The organism is Burkholderia pulmonis (genome assembly GCF_984667975.1).
On record NZ_OZ480186.1, the window covers coordinates 3,402,128 to 3,421,462 of the forward strand.

Consider the following 19,335-nt stretch of genomic DNA (forward strand, 5'->3'; position numbering starts at 1 on the left):
AGAGAAGGTAGATTTCATGTGCGGCATTGTCGGCGCAGTTGCGCAGCGTAATATCGTTCCGGTGCTGATCGAAGGGTTGCGGCGCCTCGAATACCGTGGCTACGACTCGTGCGGCGTCGCCGTACTCGAGCCGGACGCACCGAAGCGCGCGCGCAGCGTCGCACGCGTCGCCGATCTCGACACGCAGGTGCGCGAGTCGCACCTCGAAGGCACGACCGGCGTCGCGCACACGCGCTGGGCCACGCACGGCGCGCCCGTCACGCACAATGCCCACCCGATCTTCTCGTCGGGCGCGCTCGCACTCGTGCACAACGGCATCATCGAGAACTTCGAGCCGCTGCGCGAAGCGCTGCGCGCGAAGGGCTACGAATTCGTGTCGCAGACCGACACCGAAGTGATCGCCCACCTCGTGCACAGCCTGTATCGCGGCAACCTGTTCGACGCGGTGCGCGAGGCCGTGCACCAGCTGCACGGCGCGTATGCGATCGCCGTGATCCACAAGGACCAGCCGCACACCGTCATCGGCGCACGCCAGGGTTCGCCGCTCGTCGTCGGTCACGGCGACGGCGAGAACTTCCTCGCGTCCGATGCGCTCGCGCTCGCGGGCAGCACCGACCACTTCACGTTCCTCGAGGAAGGCGACGTGTGCGAGCTGTCGCTCGACGGCGTGACGATCGTCGACCGACACGGCGCCACCGTGCAACGCGAAATCCGCGTCGTCAGCGCGTATGGCGGCGCGGTCGAGCTCGGCCCGTATCGTCACTTCATGCAGAAGGAAATCTTCGAGCAGCCGCGCGCAATCAGCGATACCGTGCCGCAGACGGAAGCCTTCGACGCGACGCTGTTCGGCGACGCCGCACCTGCCGCGTTCGCGGAAATCGACAGCCTGCTGATCCTCGCATGCGGCACGAGCTACTACTCCGGCCTCACCGCGAAGTACTGGCTCGAATCGATCGCGAAGATCCCGACCCAGGTCGAGATCGCCAGCGAATACCGCTACCGCGAATCGGTGCCGAACCCGCGCCAGCTCGTGCTCGTGATCTCGCAGTCGGGCGAGACGGCCGATACGCTCGCGGCGCTCAAGCATGCGCAGTCGCTCGGCCACACGCATACGCTCGCCGTCTGCAACGTCGCGACGAGCGCGATGGTCCGCTTGACCGAAATGCAGTTCCTGACGCACGCGGGCACCGAGATCGGCGTCGCGTCGACGAAGGCGTTCACGACGCAGCTCGTCGCGCTGTTCGTGCTGGCCGCGACGCTCGGCAAGCTGCGCGGGCACGTCGACGCCGCACAGGAAGCCGAATTCCTGAAGCAGCTGCGCCACCTGCCGGCCGCACTGAACAGCGTGCTCGTGCTCGAGCCGCAGATCATCGCGTGGTCGGAAGAATTCGCGCGCAAGGAAAACGCCCTGTTCCTCGGCCGCGGGCTGCACTACCCGATCGCGCTGGAAGGCGCGCTGAAGCTGAAGGAAATCTCGTACATCCACGCCGAGGCCTATCCGGCCGGCGAACTGAAGCACGGGCCGCTCGCGCTCGTCACGGAAGCGATGCCGGTCGTCACGGTCGCACCGAACGACACGCTGCTCGAGAAGCTGAAGTCGAACATGCAGGAAGTGCGCGCGCGCGGCGGCGAGCTGTACGTGTTCGCCGACGCCGACACGCAGATCGTCAACGACGACGGGCTGCACGTGATCCGGATGCCGGAGCACTACGGCCAGCTGTCGCCAATCCTGCACGTCGTGCCGCTGCAGCTGCTCGCGTATCACACCGCGTGCGCGCGCGGCACCGACGTCGACAAGCCGCGGAACCTCGCGAAATCGGTGACGGTGGAGTAAGGCCGGTTTGCCGGGTGGGTCCTCAAAGGCCCGCCCGGATGTCGCATCGGCACGAAGCAAGCCATACGGCCAGGTCGAAACTTATACCACCTAGTGGTATATAATCCTGTGCTAACTCGACCTGCTCGACATGTCTGCTTCCGTACGACGCGTCTTCAAGACGAAGTGGTTTCACAAGGCAGCCGGAAAAGCGGGCATCGCCGATGCCGAACTCTGCCGCACGGTGCGGGAACTGGCCCGCGGTCAGGGCATCGATCTTGGCGGCAACGTCTGGAAGAAGCGTCTGGACGGGAATCGCCGGCGCGGGATCGTGCTGGGCAAGATCGGGCATACGTGGGTGTTCGTGTTCCTGTTCGCGAAATGCGATCGCGACAACATCGACGCATGCGAGCTGCGCGTTTTCAGAAAGCTCGCCGCGGATGTGGGTCGACACACCGACAGCGACATCGCGACGCTGGTCGCACTGAAAGAGTGGGTGGAGATTTGCAATGGCTAAGAGTCGATTCAAGAGCGACGCGACGGAAGCGATCCACAGCGCGGCATCGGGTCTTTATCGCGCGCAACTGATCGACAAGAAGACGATGCGGGAATACGACGATCTCTGCATCGATGCCGCCCCGCAGTTCGATCCGGAAGCCATCGCCCGCATCCGCAAATCCGTCAATGTCAGTCAGAGCGTGTTCGCGCTCTACCTGAACACGACAACGTCGACGATCCGTCAATGGGAACAGGGCGACAAGCGACCCAGCGGCATCGCCGCGCGAATGCTCCAGATCGTCGAGAAACACGGGCTCGAGGTGTTCTCCTGAGCCGGCTTGCCCGAATACGCATGCACGGCCGACCCGCGGGCCGCACCGGATACCGCGACACAGGCCTCAAGGAATTTGACGGAGCAACAATGGTAAGACTGTTTGGATGCGGTTTGCTGGCGCTGACGTTCGCATCGACGGGCTGGGCTGCCGAGCATTACGTCGAGGTCTGGAACCCGCCCGAGGCGCGTACGCCGGCCACCCGTACGCCGGATGCCCGTACGCCGACCGCGCACACGGGCGCCGACGTGCACGCCGGCAAGAGCGCGGAGAAGCACGCGAGCGCCACGCCGAAAGCCGCCGCGAAGCCGCACAAGCGCCGCGTCGCGCAGGCCGTGAAAGCCGGCTCGCATCGCCCGGCCGCAGCCGCGACCGAAACGCCGGTCGCCCCGCGCCCGGTCGCGCAACCCGCGCCCGGCCGGCTCACGGTGATGCAACCCGCTGCGCCGGACGCGACGCACGCACTCAATTTCTCCGACATTCCGCGTCAATACACACCGGACGGCAACGTGCTGCGCGTCGGCACGCACAACCGCTTCGCGGAGGTGACTCGATAATGGAAGCGCAGACCTACCACGGCTACCAGATCTGGGGCCACGCGATCCTGCAGCAGGACGAAATCATGCAGCCCGATCGTTTCGCGGCAAGCGGCACGATCACGCAGAACAACCGGCTCGTCGAAGCGTCCGGCGTGCTCGGCGTATTCGACACCGAAGACGACGCCCGCAATGCGGGGCTCGAATGGGCCCGCGCGTGGATCGACAACCACCGCTGATCGCGCGTCCGCGCGGCACGAACCCGCCTCACCCTTCCCGTCTCGGCACGGCGGCCACCCCGCTGCCGGCCGCGCGCATCGCCCTTCCCCGCACGCCGTCACGACGCACCCGAACACCGCACGAATATGCTTGACCTTCCCACCGTGGCAAACTTCATGCTGACGGTGTTCGTCAATCGTCAACTCAGGAGAACACGATGGAATTCGAAGTCCAGGACATGACCTGCGGCGGCTGCGCCAATGCGATCACGCGCGCGGTGACGGCAGCCGATCCCGCCGCGAAGCTCGACATCGACGTCGCGGCGAAGATCGTCAAGGTCGAATCGGCGCAAGGCGCCGAACGCGTGCAGTCGATCATCGAAGCCGCCGGCTTCCACCCGGCGCTGCGCACCGCATAACGCGCGACGACGACTGCGGGCGCACCGCCGCACGGCGACGCGCCCGCGTCCGGCTGCGCGTCAGCGCAACCGGATCAGCGTCGACTTCAGCTCGGTGTACTTCTCGAGCGCATGCAGCGACTTGTCGCGGCCGTTGCCCGACTGCTTGTAGCCGCCGAACGGGAAGTTCATGTCGCCGCCCTCGTCGTAGCAGTTCACCCACACGGTGCCCGCGCGCAGCCGGCGCGACACGTCGTGTGCGGTCGTCAGGTTCGACGTCCACACGGCCGCGGCCAACCCGTATTCCGTGTCGTTCGCGATCCGCACGGCCTCGTCGACATCGTCGAACACGATCACCGACAGCACGGGCCCGAAGATTTCCTCGCGCGCGATCTTCGCATCGGGCTTCACCTCGAACACCGTCGGCTCGACGTAGAAGCCGCCCGTCTCCTGCTTCACACGCGCACCGCCGGTCACGAGCCGGCCTTCGCTGCGCCCTGCGTCGATGTAACCGAGCACGCGCTCGAGCTGGATGCCGTCGACGATCGCGCCCATCGACACCGACGGATCGAGCGGATTGCCGGGCACGTACGCGCGGGCAGCCGCGACGAGCTTCTCGATGAACGCGTCCTTGATGTCGCGATGCACGAGCAGCCGCGAGCCGGCCGTGCACATCTCGCCCATGTTGTAGAAGATCGCGCCGGCCGCGGTCTGCGCCGCGCGATCGAGATCGGGGCAGTCGGACAGCACGATGTTCGGCGACTTGCCGCCGAGCTCGAGCCACGCCCGCTTCAGGTTCGACTGCGCCGCGTACTGCATGATCAGCTTGCCGACTGCCGTCGAGCCCGTGAACGCGATGCAGTCGACGTCGCGATGCAGCGCGAGCAGCTTGCCCGGTTCGCCCGCGCCCGGCACGACGTTGAACACGCCGGCCGGAATGCCGGCTTCGAATGCGAGCTGTGCGACGCGGATCGCGGTCAGCGGCGATTTCTCCGACGGTTTCAGCACGACGCTGTTGCCGGCCGCGAGCGCGGGGCCGAATTTCCAGGCGGCCATCAGGATCGGGAAGTTCCACGGCACGACAGCGGCCACCACGCCGACCGGCTCGCGCGTGACGAGCCCGACCAGATGGTGATCGGCCGGCGCGACTTCGCCGCCAACCTTGTCGATCGCTTCGGCGAACCATTCGACGCAGTACGCGGCGCCCGGCACGTCGACCGTCGTCGTGTCGCCGATCGGCTTGCCCGCATCGAGCGTTTCAAGCAGCGACAGCTCGTCGAGGTGCTCGCGCATCAGCGCGGCCCAGCGCAACAATACGGCCTTGCGCGCACGCGGGTTCAGGCCGGCCCACACGCCTGCGTCGAACGCGCGGCGTGCCGCCGCGACGGCGGCGTTCACGTCCGCTTCGCCGCAGTCGGCTACCTTCGCCAGCACGCGGCCGTCGATCGGGCTCACGCAGTCGAACGTCTTGCCGCCGTGCGCATCGCGCGATGCGCCGTCGATGAATGCGCGCCCTTCGATCTCGAGCGACGCCGCCTTGTCCTGCCAGTCAGCCAAAGTCAACTTGTTCATCAGGATGCCTCAATGTTGTGACATTCGCGATGCGGCACGCCGCGTGCCTGGCGCGCGGCCGGCCGTCAGCGAATGCGGTGACGCGCGGTCAGAAGGTCGCCGGCGAATTGGCCGAGACGACCTCGCAGATCAGATCCGCGCTGGGATTGCGAAAACGGTGCGGCAAACGGCTTTCGAAGTAGTAGCCGTCTCCGGGGTCGAGCAGCCACGTCGCGCCGTCGACGGTCAGCTCGAGCCGGCCCGACACGACGACACCGCCCTCGTGCCCCGCGTGCACGAGCATCTCGGGCCCCGTGTCGGCCTGCGGCTGGTAGATCTCGCGCAGGATGCACATGTTGCGATCCTTCACGCTCGCGCCGACCAGGTGAAACGCGAGCGTGTCGTTGCCCAGGTTCGGCATCGCGTCGCGACGCGATACGACCGACCGCGATTCGACGAGCTCGAACGTGAAGAATTCCGCAAGACTCATCGGGATGCATTCGAGCAGTTTCTTCAGCGAGCCGACCGACGGGCTCACGCGGCCCTGTTCGATCAGCGAGATCGTGCCGTTGGTGACGCCGGCGCGCTTCGCGAGTTCGCGCTGCGACAGGCCATGCTTGTTGCGCACGAAACGCAGGCGCTCGGCGACTTCGGTGGACATCGATTCGGTTTCGGACACGATAAGTGCGATGACAAAGTGAAACGACGCAGTGGACAGCCGTTGAATATTCTAATCACTTTATGCCGTCCATCAGCGGGGAAAACCCTGAAAGCCGTTCGAAATAATGAACACCGTGTCGATTATTCCTTTTGCGAATCTTTTGTTCGCATTGCTCGGGAAACCCCTGATGCAGGACCGTTAAAAAACATTTGACGCCGTTTTTGGCTCGTATATGCTGGCTCTCAGGTCAGCGTCATCAAGCTTTCATCGGCATCAAAAAACGTTATCGCAACGCAACAATTGATGCCCGTCAATGTGAATGATGCAGGACCGGCGCCTTGATTATTTTAAACGCCCAGCGCGTCGAAACAGTCGGGTGTTCAATACTTTCAACAAACCAGTCGAGTGTAATCGTGAGAGTCCGTGGCCCTCTGGTGAGGTGGGATCGAGGCGATGTGCGAAGTTTGCGCAGCGCCGTTCCCGCTTCCGATGGCAGTTGCGGCTGGCATAGTCCTCGCCTGCTTCACCTGTCGATCTACACCATCCTGTCCCGCCGTTCCGTTCGGCGTCACAACGCCGTTTCCGCACGCGCATTCGTCGCCGTCGATACCGACGAAGTGGCGTCGCTGCTGCCGTAGCGCCTCTCCTTTCTTCACGTCGTTCGTTTTGCTTGCCGATTCGCCAACCGCATCGTCCGTGCGGTGACGGAACGCGTTCGCGCATTCGTTGCCGCGTCGCGTATCGCAATGCAACGAACGACGGCCTGATCGTCGCGCGCAGCGCGGATCGCCACGCCATCCCGTTGCGCCCATTCACCAGCGGCCTCGCGCTTTGCGCCAGGCTGCGGGGTCGTGTCGTGCCTGCGTTTTGCCGCATTCAGCCCGGCGCACGCCACAGCCCTACGGATTACTGATTGACGTCATGGAAAGGAAACCCCTCGTCGGCCTCACCGCCGACCTCACCCGGATCGGCGCACACGCGTCGCATACGGTCGGCGACAAATACGTCGCCGCGATCGTCGACGGCGCGCACGCGTTCGCGATGGTGCTGCCCGCGCTCGGCGATCGCCAGTCGGTCGACGACGTGCTCGACACGGTCGACGGGCTGCTGTTTACCGGCAGCTACTCGAACGTCGAGCCGCACCTGTACGGCGGCGAACCGAGCGCGCCCGGCACGCTGCACGACCCGGCACGCGATGCGACGACGTTGCCGCTGCTGCGCGCGGCGATCGTCGCAGGCGTGCCCGTGCTCGCCGTGTGCCGCGGCTTCCAGGAGCTGAACGTCGTCTGCGGCGGCACGCTGCACCAGCGCGTGCACGAAGTGCCCGGCTTCGCCGATCACCGCGAAGACGACCACGCGCCGATGGATACGCAATACGGCCCCGCGCACGTCGTGCGCCTGACGCCCGGCGGCAAGCTGCACGCGCTCGCCGGCGGCCGCGACGAAGTGCACGTGAACTCGCTGCACAAGCAGGGCATCGCCCAGCTGGGCTCCGGCCTCGCCGTCGAAGCCGTCGCGCCGGACGGTCTCGTCGAAGCCTTCAGCGTCGTCGATGCACCGGCTTTCGCCCTCGCCGTGCAATGGCATCCGGAATGGCGCCATGCGCAGGACCCGCTGTCGAGCGCGATCTTCCGCGCCTTCGGCGACGCCTGCCGCGCCCGCCGTGCCGCCCGCACGCGCACCGCGGCCGCCGCCGCGCTCGCCTGAGCGCGCCGACCCAACCAACGAGAACAAACATGCATGACATCGAAGATTTTCTGAAACAACACCGGATCACCGAAGTCGAGGCGATCATTCCCGACATGGCCGGTATCGCACGCGGCAAGATCACGCCGCGCAACAAGTTCACGTCCGGCGAGTCGATGCGCCTGCCGCAAGCCGTGATGGTGCAGACCGTCACCGGCGAATACCCGGAAGACGGCTCGCTGACCGGCGTGACCGACCCCGACATGGTGTGCGTGCCCGACGCGTCGACGATCCGCCTGATCCCGTGGGCCATCGACCCGACCGCACAGGTGATCCACGATTGCGTGCACTTCGACGGCTCGCCGGTCGAGATCTCGCCGCGCTACGTGCTGCGCCGCGTGCTCGACCTGTACAAGGCGAAGGGCTGGAAGCCCGTCGTCGCGCCGGAACTCGAGTTCTACCTCGTCGACATGAACAAGGACCCCGACCTGCCGCTGCGTCCGCCGGTCGGCCGGACGGGCCGCCCCGAAACGGGCCGCCAGTCGTATTCGATCGAGGCCGTCAACGAGTTCGATCCGCTGTTCGAGGACATCTACGAGTACTGCGAAGCGCAGAACCTCGACATCGACACGCTGATCCACGAAGTCGGCGCCGCGCAGATGGAGATCAACTTCATGCACGGCGACGCACTGTCGCTGGCCGACCAGGTGTTCCTGTTCAAGCGCACGGTGCGCGAAGCCGCGTTGCGTCACAACATGTACGCGACGTTCATGGCCAAGCCGATGGAAGACGAACCGGGCTCGGCGATGCACGTGCACCAGAGCATCGTCGACGAGGAAACGGGCCAGAACCTGTTCACGTCGCAGGAAACCGGCGGCGCGACGTCGATGTTCTACAACTACCTCGCGGGCCTGCAGAAGTACACGCCGGCGCTGATGCCGATCTTCGCGCCGTACATCAACTCGTACCGCCGCCTGTCGCGCTTCATGGCCGCGCCGATCAACGTGCAGTGGGGTTACGACAACCGCACGGTCGGCTTCCGCATTCCGCACTCGGGCCCGTCGGCACGGCGCATCGAGAACCGCATCCCGGGCGTCGACTGCAACCCGTACCTCGCGCTCGCCGCGACGCTCGCGGCAGGCTACCTCGGCATGACGCAGCGCCTCGAGCCGACCGAGCCGCTCGTCAGCGACGGTTACGACCTGCCGTACCAGCTGCCGCGCAACCTCGAGGAAGGGCTGACGCTGATGGCCGCGTGCGAGCCGCTCGGCGAGATCCTCGGCCACAAGTTCCTGAAGGCGTATTTCGCGCTGAAGGAAACCGAATACGAAGCGTTCTTCCGCGTGATCAGCTCGTGGGAACGCCGCCATCTGCTGCTGCACGTCTGAGCGCGCACACAACCGAATACGGAATCACGGAGGAAACATGACGTACCGCAACGAATCTGCCTGGATCCAGCCGGCCGCGCCGGCCGCCGCGCCGCGCGCGGCGCAGGCACGCTCGACCGCCGAATACCGCGCGCTCGACGCCGCGCACCACATCCACCCGTTCTCGGACATGGGCGCGCTGAACCGCGCCGGCAGCCGCGTGATCGTAAAGGCCGACGGCGTCTACCTGTGGGACTCGGAAGGCAACAAGGTGATCGACGGGATGGCCGGCCTCTGGTGCGTGAACGTCGGCTACGGCCGCAAGGAACTCGCCGACGCCGCGTATCGCCAGCTGCAGGAACTGCCGTTCTACAACACCTTCTTCAAGACCACGCACCCGCCGGTGATCGAGCTGTCGGCGATGCTCGCGGAAGTCACGCCCGCCGGCTTCAACCACTTCTTCTACTGCAACAGCGGCTCGGAAGGCAACGACACGGTGTTGCGCCTCGTGCACCAGTACTGGCGCGTGCAGGGCAAGCCGCAAAAGAAATACGTGATCTCGCGCAAGAACGGCTATCACGGCTCGACGATCGCGGGCGGCACGCTCGGCGGGATGGGCTACATGCACGAGCAGATGCCGTCGAAGGTCGAGCACATCGTGCACATCGACCAGCCGTATTTCTTCGGCGAAGCGCAGCCGGGCGAGACGCCGGAAGCGTTCGGCCTCGCCCGCGCGCAGCAGCTCGAAGCGAAGATCCTCGAACTCGGCGCGGAGAACGTGGCCGCATTCATCGGCGAGCCGTTCCAGGGCGCGGGCGGCGTGATCTTCCCGCCGTCGACGTACTGGCCGGAAATCCAGCGGATCTGCCGCAAGTACGACATCCTGCTGGTCGCCGACGAAGTGATCGGCGGCTTCGGCCGCACCGGCGAATGGTTCGCACACCAGCACTTCGGCTTCGAGCCGGACCTGATCACGATGGCGAAGGGGCTCACGTCGGGCTACGTGCCGATGGGCGCGGTCGGCATTCACGAGCGCGTCGCGCGGCCGATCATCGACAACGGCGAATTCAATCACGGCCTCACGTATTCGGGTCACCCGGTGGCGGCAGCCGTCGCGGTCGCGAACCTGAAGCTGCTGCGTGACGAAGGCATCGTCGAGCGCGTGAAGAACGACACGGGCCCGTACTTCCAGGCGTTGATGCGCGAGACCTTCGCGCATCACCCGATCGTCGGCGAGGTGCATGGTCACGGCCTCGTCGCGAGCCTGCAGCTCGCTGAATCGCCGGCCGATCGCCGCCGCTTCGCGAACGGCGGCGACGTCGGCACGATCTGCCGCGACTTCTGCTTCAACGGCAACCTGATCATGCGTGCGACCGGCGACCGGATGCTGCTGTCGCCGCCGCTCGTGATCTCGCGTCCGGAAATCGATGAACTCGTGTCGAAGGCAAAGAAAGCCGTCGATGCTACCGCCCAGCAACTGGGTATTTCGTAACGGCCTTGCCTACAGGCGTGCGGCAGGCGCCGCATGCCGCCATAACCAGGGGAATCACCATGCGTGCCTGCTTTCTTCGCCAAGCCTGTTCTGTTGCCGCCCTTGCCGCCGCGGCAGCGTTCACGTCAGTCGCCAGTCCATCGGCACATGCCGAGGACCTGAACGTCTACAACTGGTCCGACTACATCGCACCGGACACGATCCCGAACTTCCAGAAGCAGACGGGCATCCACGTCAAGTACGACAACTACGACAGCGACGACACGCTTCAGGCGAAGCTGCTGGCCGGCAGCTCGGGTTACGACATCGTCGTGCCGACGTCGAACTACATGGCCAAGCAGATCCAGGCAGGTGTGTACCAGAAGCTCGACAAGTCGAAGATCCCGAACCTCGCGAACCTCGACCCGCTGCTGATGAAGATGATCGCCGACGCCGATCCGGGCAACCAGTACGGCGTCCCGTGGGCCTACGGCACGGACGGCATCGGCTACAACGTACAGGCAGTGAAGAAGGCACTCGGCGACAAGGCGCCGGTCGACAGCTGGGCGCTGGTGTTCGACCCGGCCAACATGGAGAAACTGAAGGGCTGCGGCGTATCGTTCCTCGACCAGGCGGTCGACGTGTTCGCGGCGACGCTGCAGTACATGGGCAAGAACCCGAACAGCACCAACCCCGGCGACTACCAGGCTGCATTCGAAGTCCTGAAGAAAGTCCGCCCGTACATTACCCAATTCAACTCGTCCGGCTACATCAACGACCTCGCGAACAACGACGTGTGTGTCGCGCTCGGCTGGTCGGGCGACGTCGGCATCGCGCACCGCCGCTCCGCCGAAGCGAAGCGTTCGTACGACATCAAGTTCTCGAACCCGAAAGAAGGCGGCCTGCTGTGGTTCGACGTGATGGTGGTCCCGAAGGACGCACCGCACCCGGAAGCCGCGATGAAGTGGATCAACTACGTATCCGACCCGAAGGTCAACGCGGCGATCACCAACACGGTGTTCTACCCGACCGCGAACAAGGCCGCGCACCCGTTCGTCACGCCGTCCGTCGCGCAGGACCCGACCGTCTACCCGCCTGAAGACGTGCTGAAGAAGATGGTGCTGATGAAGCCGATGCCGGCCGACATCCTGCGCCTCCAGAACCGTCTGTGGGCCCAGCTGAAGACGGGCCACTGACCGTCATGCATCACGGCGGCGCAGGCATCGCGGTACGCCTGCCCGCCTGAGATCCGCGGACCTCCGTCCGCCCGCGCGTACCGCGCGCCTTGTTCCATCCGGCACGAGCCGTTGTCCGCGAGTCGCGTTGCGCGCCTCGTGCGGGGACGCTCACGCCTGCAATCCGTGAAGAACGAATGGTGACTCCCATGCAATCGATACCCTCTTCCGCTGCTGCACGACAGACCCAACCGGCCGCTGCGGCCCGTACGCAAAACGACGCATTCGTCCGAATCGAGAACGTCGTGAAGAAATTCGGCGACAGCACGGCCGTCGACAACGTGAACCTGACGATCGCGAAGAACGAGCTGTTCGCGCTGCTCGGCAGCTCCGGCTGCGGCAAGTCGACGCTGCTGCGCATGCTCGCCGGGCTCGAGACGGCCACCTCCGGCAAGATCTTCGTCGACGGCGAGGACCTCGCGTCGCTGCCGCCGTACCGCCGCCCGGTGAACATGATGTTCCAGTCCTACGCGCTGTTCCCGCACATGACGGTCGAATCGAACGTCGCGTTCGGCCTGAAGCAGGAAGGCACGCCGAAGAACGAGATCAGGGAGCGCGTGGCCGATGCGCTCGCGCTCGTGCAGATGAGCAAGTACACGAAGCGCAAGCCACACCAGCTCTCCGGCGGCCAGCAGCAGCGCGTCGCGCTGGCCCGCTCGCTGGTCAAGCGCCCGAAGCTGCTGCTGCTCGACGAGCCGATGTCCGCGCTCGACAAGAAGATCCGTCAGAAGACCCAGCTCGAACTCGTGAACATCATCGAGAAGGTCGACGTGACCTGCGTGATGGTCACGCACGACCAGGAAGAGGCGATGACGATGGCCAGCCGCCTCGCGGTGATGAGCGAAGGCAAGATCGTGCAGATCGGCGCGCCGGGCGAGGTGTACGAGTTTCCGAACAGCCGCTTCTCCGCCGAATTCATCGGATCGACCAACCTGTTCGAAGGCCGCGTGGTCGAGGACGAACCCGATCACATCTTCGTCGAGAGCGACGACCTCGAAGCACGCATGCACGTGAGCCACGGCATCACCGGCCCGCTCGGCATGCCGGTCGGCATCTCGGTGCGCCCGGAGCGCGTGCACGTGTCGCGCGAGAAGCCGGGCTCGAAACACAACTGGGCGCGCGGCGTGGTGACCGACATCGCGTACATGGGCAGCTACTCGCTGTACCACGTGCGCCTGCCGAGCGGCAAGACGGTCGTGTCGAACCTGTCGAGCTCGCACCTGATGAGCGACGATGCGCCGGCGTGGAACGACGACGTGTTCGTGTCGTGGTCGCCCGCCAGCGGCGTCGTGCTGACGCAATGAGGACGACACGATGAGAACCTCCGCTTCCACGCCCTCCACGCCGGTGTCGACCGGCGCCGCGAGCGCCGGCGCCGGCCGGTCGCGCCCGGGCCGCTTCGCCGTGCTGTCGCGCTTCCTGCCGTCGGGCCGCAGCGTCGCGATCGGCGTGCCGTTCCTGTGGCTCGCCGTGTTCTTCGCGCTGCCGTTCGTGCTGGTGCTGAAGATCAGCTTCGCCGACCAGGTGATGGGCATCCCGCCGTACACGTCGCTCGTCGAGTTCAAGGACGGCGTCGTGCACTTCGCGCTGCAGCTGTCGCACTACGCGTTCCTGCTGCAGGACGACCTGTACATCGCGACCTACCTCAGCTCGCTGAAGATGGCCGCCGTGTCGACGGTGCTGTGCCTGCTGATCGGGTACCCGATGGCGTACTACATCGCGCGCTCGGAACCGAACCGCCGCAACGTGCTGATGATGGCCGTGATGCTGCCGTTCTGGACCTCGTTCCTGATCCGCGTGTACGCCTGGATCGGCATCCTGAAGGACGACGGCCTGCTGAACCACACGCTGATCGCGCTCGGCATCATCCACACGCCGCTGCGCCTCTATCACAGCGATGCGGGCGTCTACATCGGGATGGTCTATTCGTACCTGCCGTTCATGGTGATGCCGCTGTACGCGCACCTCGTGAAGATGGACCTGACGCTGCTCGAAGCCGCATACGACCTCGGGGCGAAGCCGTGGGTCGCGTTCACGCGCATCACGCTGCCGCTGTCGAAGAACGGGATCATCGCCGGCAGCCTGCTGGTGTTCATCCCGGCGGTGGGCGAGTACGTGATTCCGGAGCTGCTCGGTGGCGCCGACACGCTGATGATCGGCCGCGTGATGTGGGATGAATTCTTCAACAACATGGACTGGCCGATGGCGTCCGCGGTGACGGTCGCGATGGTGATGCTGCTGCTGGTGCCGATGGCGCTGTTCCAGTACTACCAGGTCAAGGAACTGGAGGACGCGAAATGATCAAGCCGAGCAAACCGCTGTCGACGGGCGTTCTCGCCTTCGGCTTCCTGTTCCTGTACATCCCGATCATCAGCCTGATCGTGTACTCGTTCAACGAGTCGAAGCTGGTGACGGTGTGGTCGGGCTTCTCGCTGAAGTGGTATGCGGCGCTGCTGCAGGACGACGAGCTGCTGACGGCCGCGTGGCTGTCGCTGAAGATCGGCCTGTTGACGGCCACCGCGTCGGTGGTGATCGGCACGTGGGCGGGCTTCGTGCTCGCGCGCTTCGGCCGCTTCCGTGGCTTCACGCTGTACACGGGGATGATCAACGCGCCGCTGGTGATTCCGGAGGTGATCCAGGGCATCTCGCTGCTGCTGCTGTTCGTGGCGCTGGAGCAGATGTTCGGGTGGCCGAAGGGTCGCGGGATGGTGACGATCTGGATCGGTCACGTGATGCTGTGCGTGTCGTACGTGGCGATCATCGTGCAGTCGCGCGTGAAGGAGATGAACAAGTCGCTGGAGGAGGCCGCGCTGGATCTGGGTGCGACGCCGCTGAAGGTGTTCTTCGTGGTGACGCTGCCGCTGATCTCGCAGGCGCTGCTGTCGGGGTGGCTGCTGTCGTTCACGCTGTCGATCGACGACCTGGTGCTGTCGGCGTTCCTGTCGGGGCCGGGATCGACGACGCTGCCGCTGGTGGTGTTCTCGCGCGTGCGGCTGGGGCTGAACCCGGAGATGAACGCGCTGGCGACGCTGTTCATCACGGCCGTGACGATCGGCGTGATCGTCGTGAACCGGATGATGATCGCGCGCGAACGACGCCGCATGGCTGACTTGAAGGCGGCGTTCGCGGCAGCGTGACGTCCACCCTCCTGCTTCAAAGATAACAAGCACTGCAGACAAGCAAGACGCGCTGCCCCAGGGGGGGCGCGCGATTCGATCCCGATTTGACAGGCGCACGACAAGGAGAATCCGCAATGAAGAAGAAACTGATCTGCCTGCTGGTGGCCGGCGCGTTGCCGGGCATCGCGCTGGCCGGTTCCACCTCCGCCGAGATCAAGGCGCTGCAGGCGCAGGTCGCGGCGCTGCAGAAACAGATGAAGGCGATGCAGGCCCAGCTCGCCGCGAAGCCGGGTGGCGCGACGGTCGCGACGTCCGGTGCAGGCGCCGCTACCGCCGGCGGCGGCAAGGCCGTCGCGGTGGCCGTCGACCCGAGCTCGCCGGATTACGGCAAGGCGCAGGCCACGCTGACCAACGATGAAGTCGGCGAAATGAAGCAGCAGATCGCGAACCAGCAGTTGAAGGTCGACTCGCTGACCGACGCGGCCAACACCGGCCCGCTCGCCGGCCTGTCGGTCACGGGCTACATCGATCCGACCTACATGTACAACCGGGCGGCCGGCACGTCGTCGTTCCTGTTCGCGAACCACGAGAACGCGTACAACTACTTCAACAGCACGTTCGGCGACCTCTACCTCGACATCAAGAAGACGTTCGGTGTCGGCCCGATGGCGCCGTCGGCCGAGATCACGCTGATGCCGAACCGCGGCAACGGCATCACGCTGCTGCAGAACTCGCGCGGCTCGATCACCGACAACCTGCTGAACACGGCAGTCATCAACGTGCCGATCACCGCCGAAACGACGCTGGTCGCCGGCCTGATCCCGAGCTTCGGCGGCTACGAGGTGCAGCAGTCGAACCAGATGCTCACGCTCACGCACAACCTGCTGTACGACTTCTCCGATCCGGGCAGCTACGTCGGCGCCGGTGCGAACTACACGAAGGGCAACTGGGCGTGGAAGTTCTTCGTCGGCAACGAGCAGTACCGCACGTACGGCTCGGTCACGACGACCGGCACCAATGCGCTCGGCGATCCGATCACGACGAGCAACAAGGTGCCGACCTTCACCGCGCGTGCCGACTACACGTGGTCGAGCGCACTCGACCTCGGCGGGTCGTTCAACATCGGGCGGCAGACGCTGTCGAGCTCGATCGACAAGAACGGCGTCGTGCACTACGGCCCCGGCGGCGCAGCGCCGAGCGGCTACGGCACGTTCTTCTTCGCGGAAGCCGACGCGACCTACACGCTCGCCGACATCCAGTACAACGCGGAAGTCGACTACGGCCAGCAACAGCATGCGGCATTCAACGGCGGCCTCGCGCAGTGGTACGGCCTGTCGCTGCTCGCGCACCGCAAGTTCAATGCACCGGTGGTCGGCCGCATGGGCGTGACGCTGCGTTACGATGCCCTCGTGAACAGCAAGAACGGCGGCGGCGGCGGCGGCATCGGTCTGAACGGCAACGGGATGGATCCGAACAACGGCTTCGGCGTCGACGCGAACTGCGTGGCGACGTCGCAGGCGAACGGCGGTCTCGGCTTCGACTGCAAGGGCGCCATCCGCCAGGATGTCGCGCTCGACCTGCTGTTCTATCCGACCCAGCAGATCACCGTGAAGGTCGAATACCGGCACGACTGGGCGAACAACCGGGTGTTCCTGCGCAACGACGGGTCGTACGGCAAGTCCAACGATCTGCTCGCGACGCAGTTCATCTATTCGTTCTGACGCAGCACACGCGGGACGCCGTGCCGCGCGCACGGCGTCCCGCGCCGTTTTCCGGGCGGCTGCGCGCAGGTGGCAGCCTTTTCGAGGGAGTCGGTTTCATGACGCAGTCTTTCACCCGCCGCGCCGATGCGCTCGCGCGCGACTCGTACTACGAAGCAACGGCCACGCGGCCCCTGGTTGACGACCCGGTGCTCGAGGACGCGATCGACGTCGACGTCTGCGTGATCGGCGCCGGCTTCGCGGGCCTGTCGACGGCGCTCGACTGTCGCGCACGCGGGCTGTCCGTCGCCGTGATCGATGCACACCGGCCCGGCTGGGGCGCGTCGGGCCGCAACGGCGGCCAGGCAATCACCGGCTTCGCGAAAGACGAAGTGATCGAGCAGCAGCTCGGCGCCGACGGCGCGCGTGCCGCGTGGTCGTTGTCGCTCGACGGTGTCGCGCTGATCGCCGAGCGCATCGCGCGCCACGGGATCGATTGCGACTTCACGCGCGGCTACCTGACGGTCGCGACGAAGCCGCGCCGCATCGACGACCTGCACGCGTGGATGAACGCGGCCACGTCGCGCTGGGGCCATCCGTCGCTCGCGTGGCTCGACACCGGCGAGATCCACGCACGCATTGCGTCGACGCGCTATCTGGCCGGCGTTCACGATCCGCTGTCCGGCCACCTGCATCCGCTCAAGTACTGCCTCGGCCTCGCCGATGCGGCACGGCGCGAAGGCGTCGCGCTGTATGCGCACACACCGGCGCTCGATATCGTGCGCGGCGCGCGACCCATCGTGCGCACGCCGTCGGGCGAAGTGCGCTGCCGCTTCGTCGTGTCGTGCTGCAACGCGGGGCCCGGCGGCGTGCTGCCGGCCGCGACCGCCGCGCGCATCGCGCCGATCGCGTCGTACATCATCGCGACCGAGCCGCTCGGCCAGGCACGCGCCGATGCACTGATCGCACGACGCGAAGCCGTGTGCGACAACAACTTCTTCCTCGACTACTTCCGGCTGTCGGCCGATCACCGGATGCTGTTCGGCGGCCGCGCGAACTCGGCCGGCGCATCGCCCGCCGTGCTCGCCGAAGCGATCCGGCAGCGCATGGTCGGCGTGTTCCCGCAGCTCGGCGACGTGCGCGTCGAGCACGCGTGGGGCGGCTTCGTCGACGTCACGCGCAACCGCGCGCCGGACTTCGGCGCGATCGATCCGAACTTCTTCTACGTCCAGGGCTTCAGCGGACACGGCGTCGCGCTCACCGGCATCGCCGGCCGCGCGGTCGCCGGCGCGATCGCGGGCGACACGCGCGCGTTCGATCTGTTCGCACGCGTGCGTCACCGACGCTTTCCCGGCGGCGACGCGTGGTGGCAACCCGCGCTCGAACTCGGGATGCTGTACCACCGCGTGCGCGAACTGTTCTGAGCCCTCTCACTCCTTTCTCCTACCATGCAGACATTCGCCAACCAGCCGCACGTCGCGTCGTACTACGCGGCGACCGCCAACGATACGACCCGCCACGCGCCGCTCGCCGGCACGACCGACGCCGACGTATGCGTGATCGGCGCGGGCCTCACGGGCCTGTCCGCCGCGCTCAACCTCGCCGAACGCGGCCATTCGGTCGTCGTGCTCGAAGCGTCGCGGGTCGGATGGGCGGCGAGCGGCCGCAACGGCGGCCAGCTGATCGGCGGCTTTGCGTGCGACATCGACACGTTCGGGCAATTCATGCCGGAAGGCGACGTGAAGCGGATCTGGGACATGGGGCTCGAAACGCTGTCGCTCGTGAAGTCGCGCATCGCGCAGCACGACATCGACTGCGCACTGGTGCCCGGCTACCTGACCGCCGCCAACACCGAGCGCGACGCCGATTCGCTGAAGCGCTGGCGCGACGAAGCCGCGAAGCGGTTCGGCTACGACCGCTTCCATTTCGTCGAAGCCGACGAACTCGGCGACTACGTGCAGTCGGCGCGCTATTGCGGCGGCCTGTACGACCCCGACAGCGGCCACCTGCATCCGCTCAACTACACGCTCGGCCTCGCGCGCGCGGCAACCGATGCGGGCGTGCGCATCCACGAGGACAGCTGCGTGACGCGCGTGCGCGACGTATCCGGCGGCCACGTCGTCGAGACGAGCGGCGGCAACGTGCGCGCGCGCTTCGTCGTGCTCGCCTGCAACACCTACGTCGGCACGCTCGCCCCCGCACTGTCGAAGAAGATCATGCCGGTGGGCACCTACGTGATCGCGACCGAACCGCTCGGCGAAGCGCGCGCCGCCGCGCTGATGCCCGCGCGCGCGGCGATCTGCGACAGCCGCTTCGTGCTCGACTATTTCCGCCCGGCGCCCGATACGCGGCTCGTATGGGGCGGCAAGGTCAGCTATTCGACGCGGGAGCCGCGCGACCTCGCCGCAGCGATGCGCGCCGACATGCTGAAGACGTTCCCGCAGCTCGCCGACGTGAAGGTCGACTATGCATGGGGCGGCTTCGTCGACATCACGATGAACCGCGCGCCGCACTTCGGCCGCATCGCGCCGACGATGTACTTCGCGCAGGGATTTTCGGGGCACGGCGTGAACACGACCGCGCTCGCAGGCAAGCTGATCGCCGAGGCGATCGACGGGCAGGCGAGCCGCTTCGACCTGTTCGACAAGATCCGGCATCGGGACTTCCCCGGCGGCGAGGCGCTGCGCACGCCGGCGCTGGTGCTCGCGATGGGCTGGTACCGGATGCTCGACGCGTTCGGTGTGCATTGA

The 19,335-nt window shown here is 66.1% G+C and carries 19 protein-coding genes; 17 read left to right on the forward strand and 2 right to left on the reverse strand.

From position 1 onward, the window contains the following. Positions 1 to 16 precede the first annotated feature (16 nt). The 6 genes from glmS (at position 17) to AC5LXK_RS15830 (ending at position 3,816) form a co-directional block, all read left to right on the forward strand. Positions 17 to 1,834 carry a glutamine--fructose-6-phosphate transaminase (isomerizing) gene (gene glmS, locus AC5LXK_RS15805; protein ID WP_493389643.1) on the forward strand — a complete coding sequence of 606 codons (1,818 nt, stop codon included), beginning with the start codon at positions 17 to 19 and terminating at the stop codon, positions 1,832 to 1,834. 130 nt (positions 1,835 to 1,964) lie between these two features. After that, a complete protein-coding gene (locus AC5LXK_RS15810; protein ID WP_493389644.1) occupies positions 1,965 to 2,330 on the forward strand; it encodes a type II toxin-antitoxin system RelE/ParE family toxin in 366 nt (121 codons plus the stop codon). After that, on the forward strand, positions 2,323 to 2,643 hold the full coding sequence (locus tag AC5LXK_RS15815) for a helix-turn-helix domain-containing protein (RefSeq protein WP_493389645.1): 321 nt from the start codon (positions 2,323 to 2,325) through the stop codon (positions 2,641 to 2,643). The genes AC5LXK_RS15810 and AC5LXK_RS15815 overlap by 8 nt, the downstream gene beginning before the upstream one ends. 89 nt (positions 2,644 to 2,732) lie before the next feature. Next, on the forward strand, positions 2,733 to 3,200 hold the full coding sequence (locus tag AC5LXK_RS15820) for a hypothetical protein (protein ID WP_493389646.1): 468 nt from the start codon (positions 2,733 to 2,735) through the stop codon (positions 3,198 to 3,200). Then, positions 3,200 to 3,418 carry a DUF6566 family protein gene (locus AC5LXK_RS15825; protein WP_176049487.1) on the forward strand — a complete coding sequence of 73 codons (219 nt, stop codon included), beginning with the start codon at positions 3,200 to 3,202 and terminating at the stop codon, positions 3,416 to 3,418. Before AC5LXK_RS15820 ends, AC5LXK_RS15825 begins: the two co-directional genes overlap by 1 nt. Positions 3,419 to 3,615: 197 nt before the next feature. Further along, positions 3,616 to 3,816: a heavy-metal-associated domain-containing protein gene (locus AC5LXK_RS15830; RefSeq protein ID WP_021162112.1), complete on the forward strand. Its 201-nt coding sequence runs from the start codon at positions 3,616 to 3,618 to the stop codon at positions 3,814 to 3,816. A gap of 60 nt (positions 3,817 to 3,876) precedes the next feature. On the opposite strand, the gene AC5LXK_RS15835 is transcribed toward AC5LXK_RS15830, so the two are convergent. Further along, positions 3,877 to 5,367, reverse strand: coding sequence for an aldehyde dehydrogenase (locus AC5LXK_RS15835; RefSeq protein WP_174994730.1), 1,491 nt, complete (start codon positions 5,365 to 5,367; stop codon positions 3,877 to 3,879). Between the two features lie 88 nt (positions 5,368 to 5,455). Next, positions 5,456 to 6,007, reverse strand: coding sequence for a cupin domain-containing protein (locus AC5LXK_RS15840; RefSeq protein WP_493389647.1), 552 nt, complete (start codon positions 6,005 to 6,007; stop codon positions 5,456 to 5,458). 455 nt (positions 6,008 to 6,462) lie between these two features. On the opposite strand from AC5LXK_RS15840, the gene AC5LXK_RS15845 reads away from it, so the two are divergent. The 11 genes from AC5LXK_RS15845 (at position 6,463) to AC5LXK_RS15895 (ending at position 19,335) form a co-directional block, all read left to right on the forward strand. Next, positions 6,463 to 6,645 (forward strand): hypothetical protein, encoded by a 183-nt coding sequence (locus AC5LXK_RS15845; RefSeq protein WP_006488040.1) that lies wholly within the window; start codon positions 6,463 to 6,465, stop codon positions 6,643 to 6,645. Positions 6,646 to 6,928: 283 nt separating this feature from the next. Continuing rightward, positions 6,929 to 7,714, forward strand: a complete 786-nt coding sequence (locus AC5LXK_RS15850; RefSeq protein ID WP_493389648.1) for a gamma-glutamyl-gamma-aminobutyrate hydrolase family protein — start codon at positions 6,929 to 6,931, stop codon at positions 7,712 to 7,714. Positions 7,715 to 7,743: 29 nt separating this feature from the next. After that, entirely contained in the window at positions 7,744 to 9,081 is a 1,338-nt protein-coding gene (locus AC5LXK_RS15855) for a glutamine synthetase family protein (RefSeq protein WP_011353443.1), read from the forward strand. Positions 9,082 to 9,118: 37 nt separating this feature from the next. Continuing rightward, positions 9,119 to 10,552: an aspartate aminotransferase family protein gene (locus AC5LXK_RS15860; protein WP_493389649.1), complete on the forward strand. Its 1,434-nt coding sequence runs from the start codon at positions 9,119 to 9,121 to the stop codon at positions 10,550 to 10,552. 59 nt (positions 10,553 to 10,611) lie between these two features. Then, positions 10,612 to 11,727, forward strand: coding sequence for a polyamine ABC transporter substrate-binding protein (locus AC5LXK_RS15865; protein WP_493389650.1), 1,116 nt, complete (start codon positions 10,612 to 10,614; stop codon positions 11,725 to 11,727). Between the two features lie 188 nt (positions 11,728 to 11,915). Beyond that, a complete protein-coding gene (locus AC5LXK_RS15870; RefSeq protein WP_493389651.1) occupies positions 11,916 to 13,070 on the forward strand; it encodes an ABC transporter ATP-binding protein in 1,155 nt (384 codons plus the stop codon). A gap of 10 nt (positions 13,071 to 13,080) precedes the next feature. After that, a complete protein-coding gene (locus AC5LXK_RS15875) occupies positions 13,081 to 14,067 on the forward strand; it encodes an ABC transporter permease subunit (protein WP_493389652.1) in 987 nt (328 codons plus the stop codon). Further along, on the forward strand, positions 14,064 to 14,903 hold the full coding sequence (locus AC5LXK_RS15880) for an ABC transporter permease subunit (RefSeq protein ID WP_493389653.1): 840 nt from the start codon (positions 14,064 to 14,066) through the stop codon (positions 14,901 to 14,903). The genes AC5LXK_RS15875 and AC5LXK_RS15880 overlap by 4 nt, the downstream gene beginning before the upstream one ends. Before the next feature lie 116 nt (positions 14,904 to 15,019). Further along, positions 15,020 to 16,606, forward strand: a complete 1,587-nt coding sequence (locus AC5LXK_RS15885; protein ID WP_493389654.1) for a DUF3138 family protein — start codon at positions 15,020 to 15,022, stop codon at positions 16,604 to 16,606. Between the two features lie 98 nt (positions 16,607 to 16,704). Then, complete coding sequence (locus AC5LXK_RS15890) at positions 16,705 to 18,009, forward strand: NAD(P)/FAD-dependent oxidoreductase (protein WP_493389655.1); 1,305 nt, start codon at positions 16,705 to 16,707, stop codon at positions 18,007 to 18,009. Positions 18,010 to 18,033: 24 nt separating this feature from the next. Continuing rightward, a complete protein-coding gene (locus AC5LXK_RS15895; protein WP_493389656.1) occupies positions 18,034 to 19,335 on the forward strand; it encodes an NAD(P)/FAD-dependent oxidoreductase in 1,302 nt (433 codons plus the stop codon).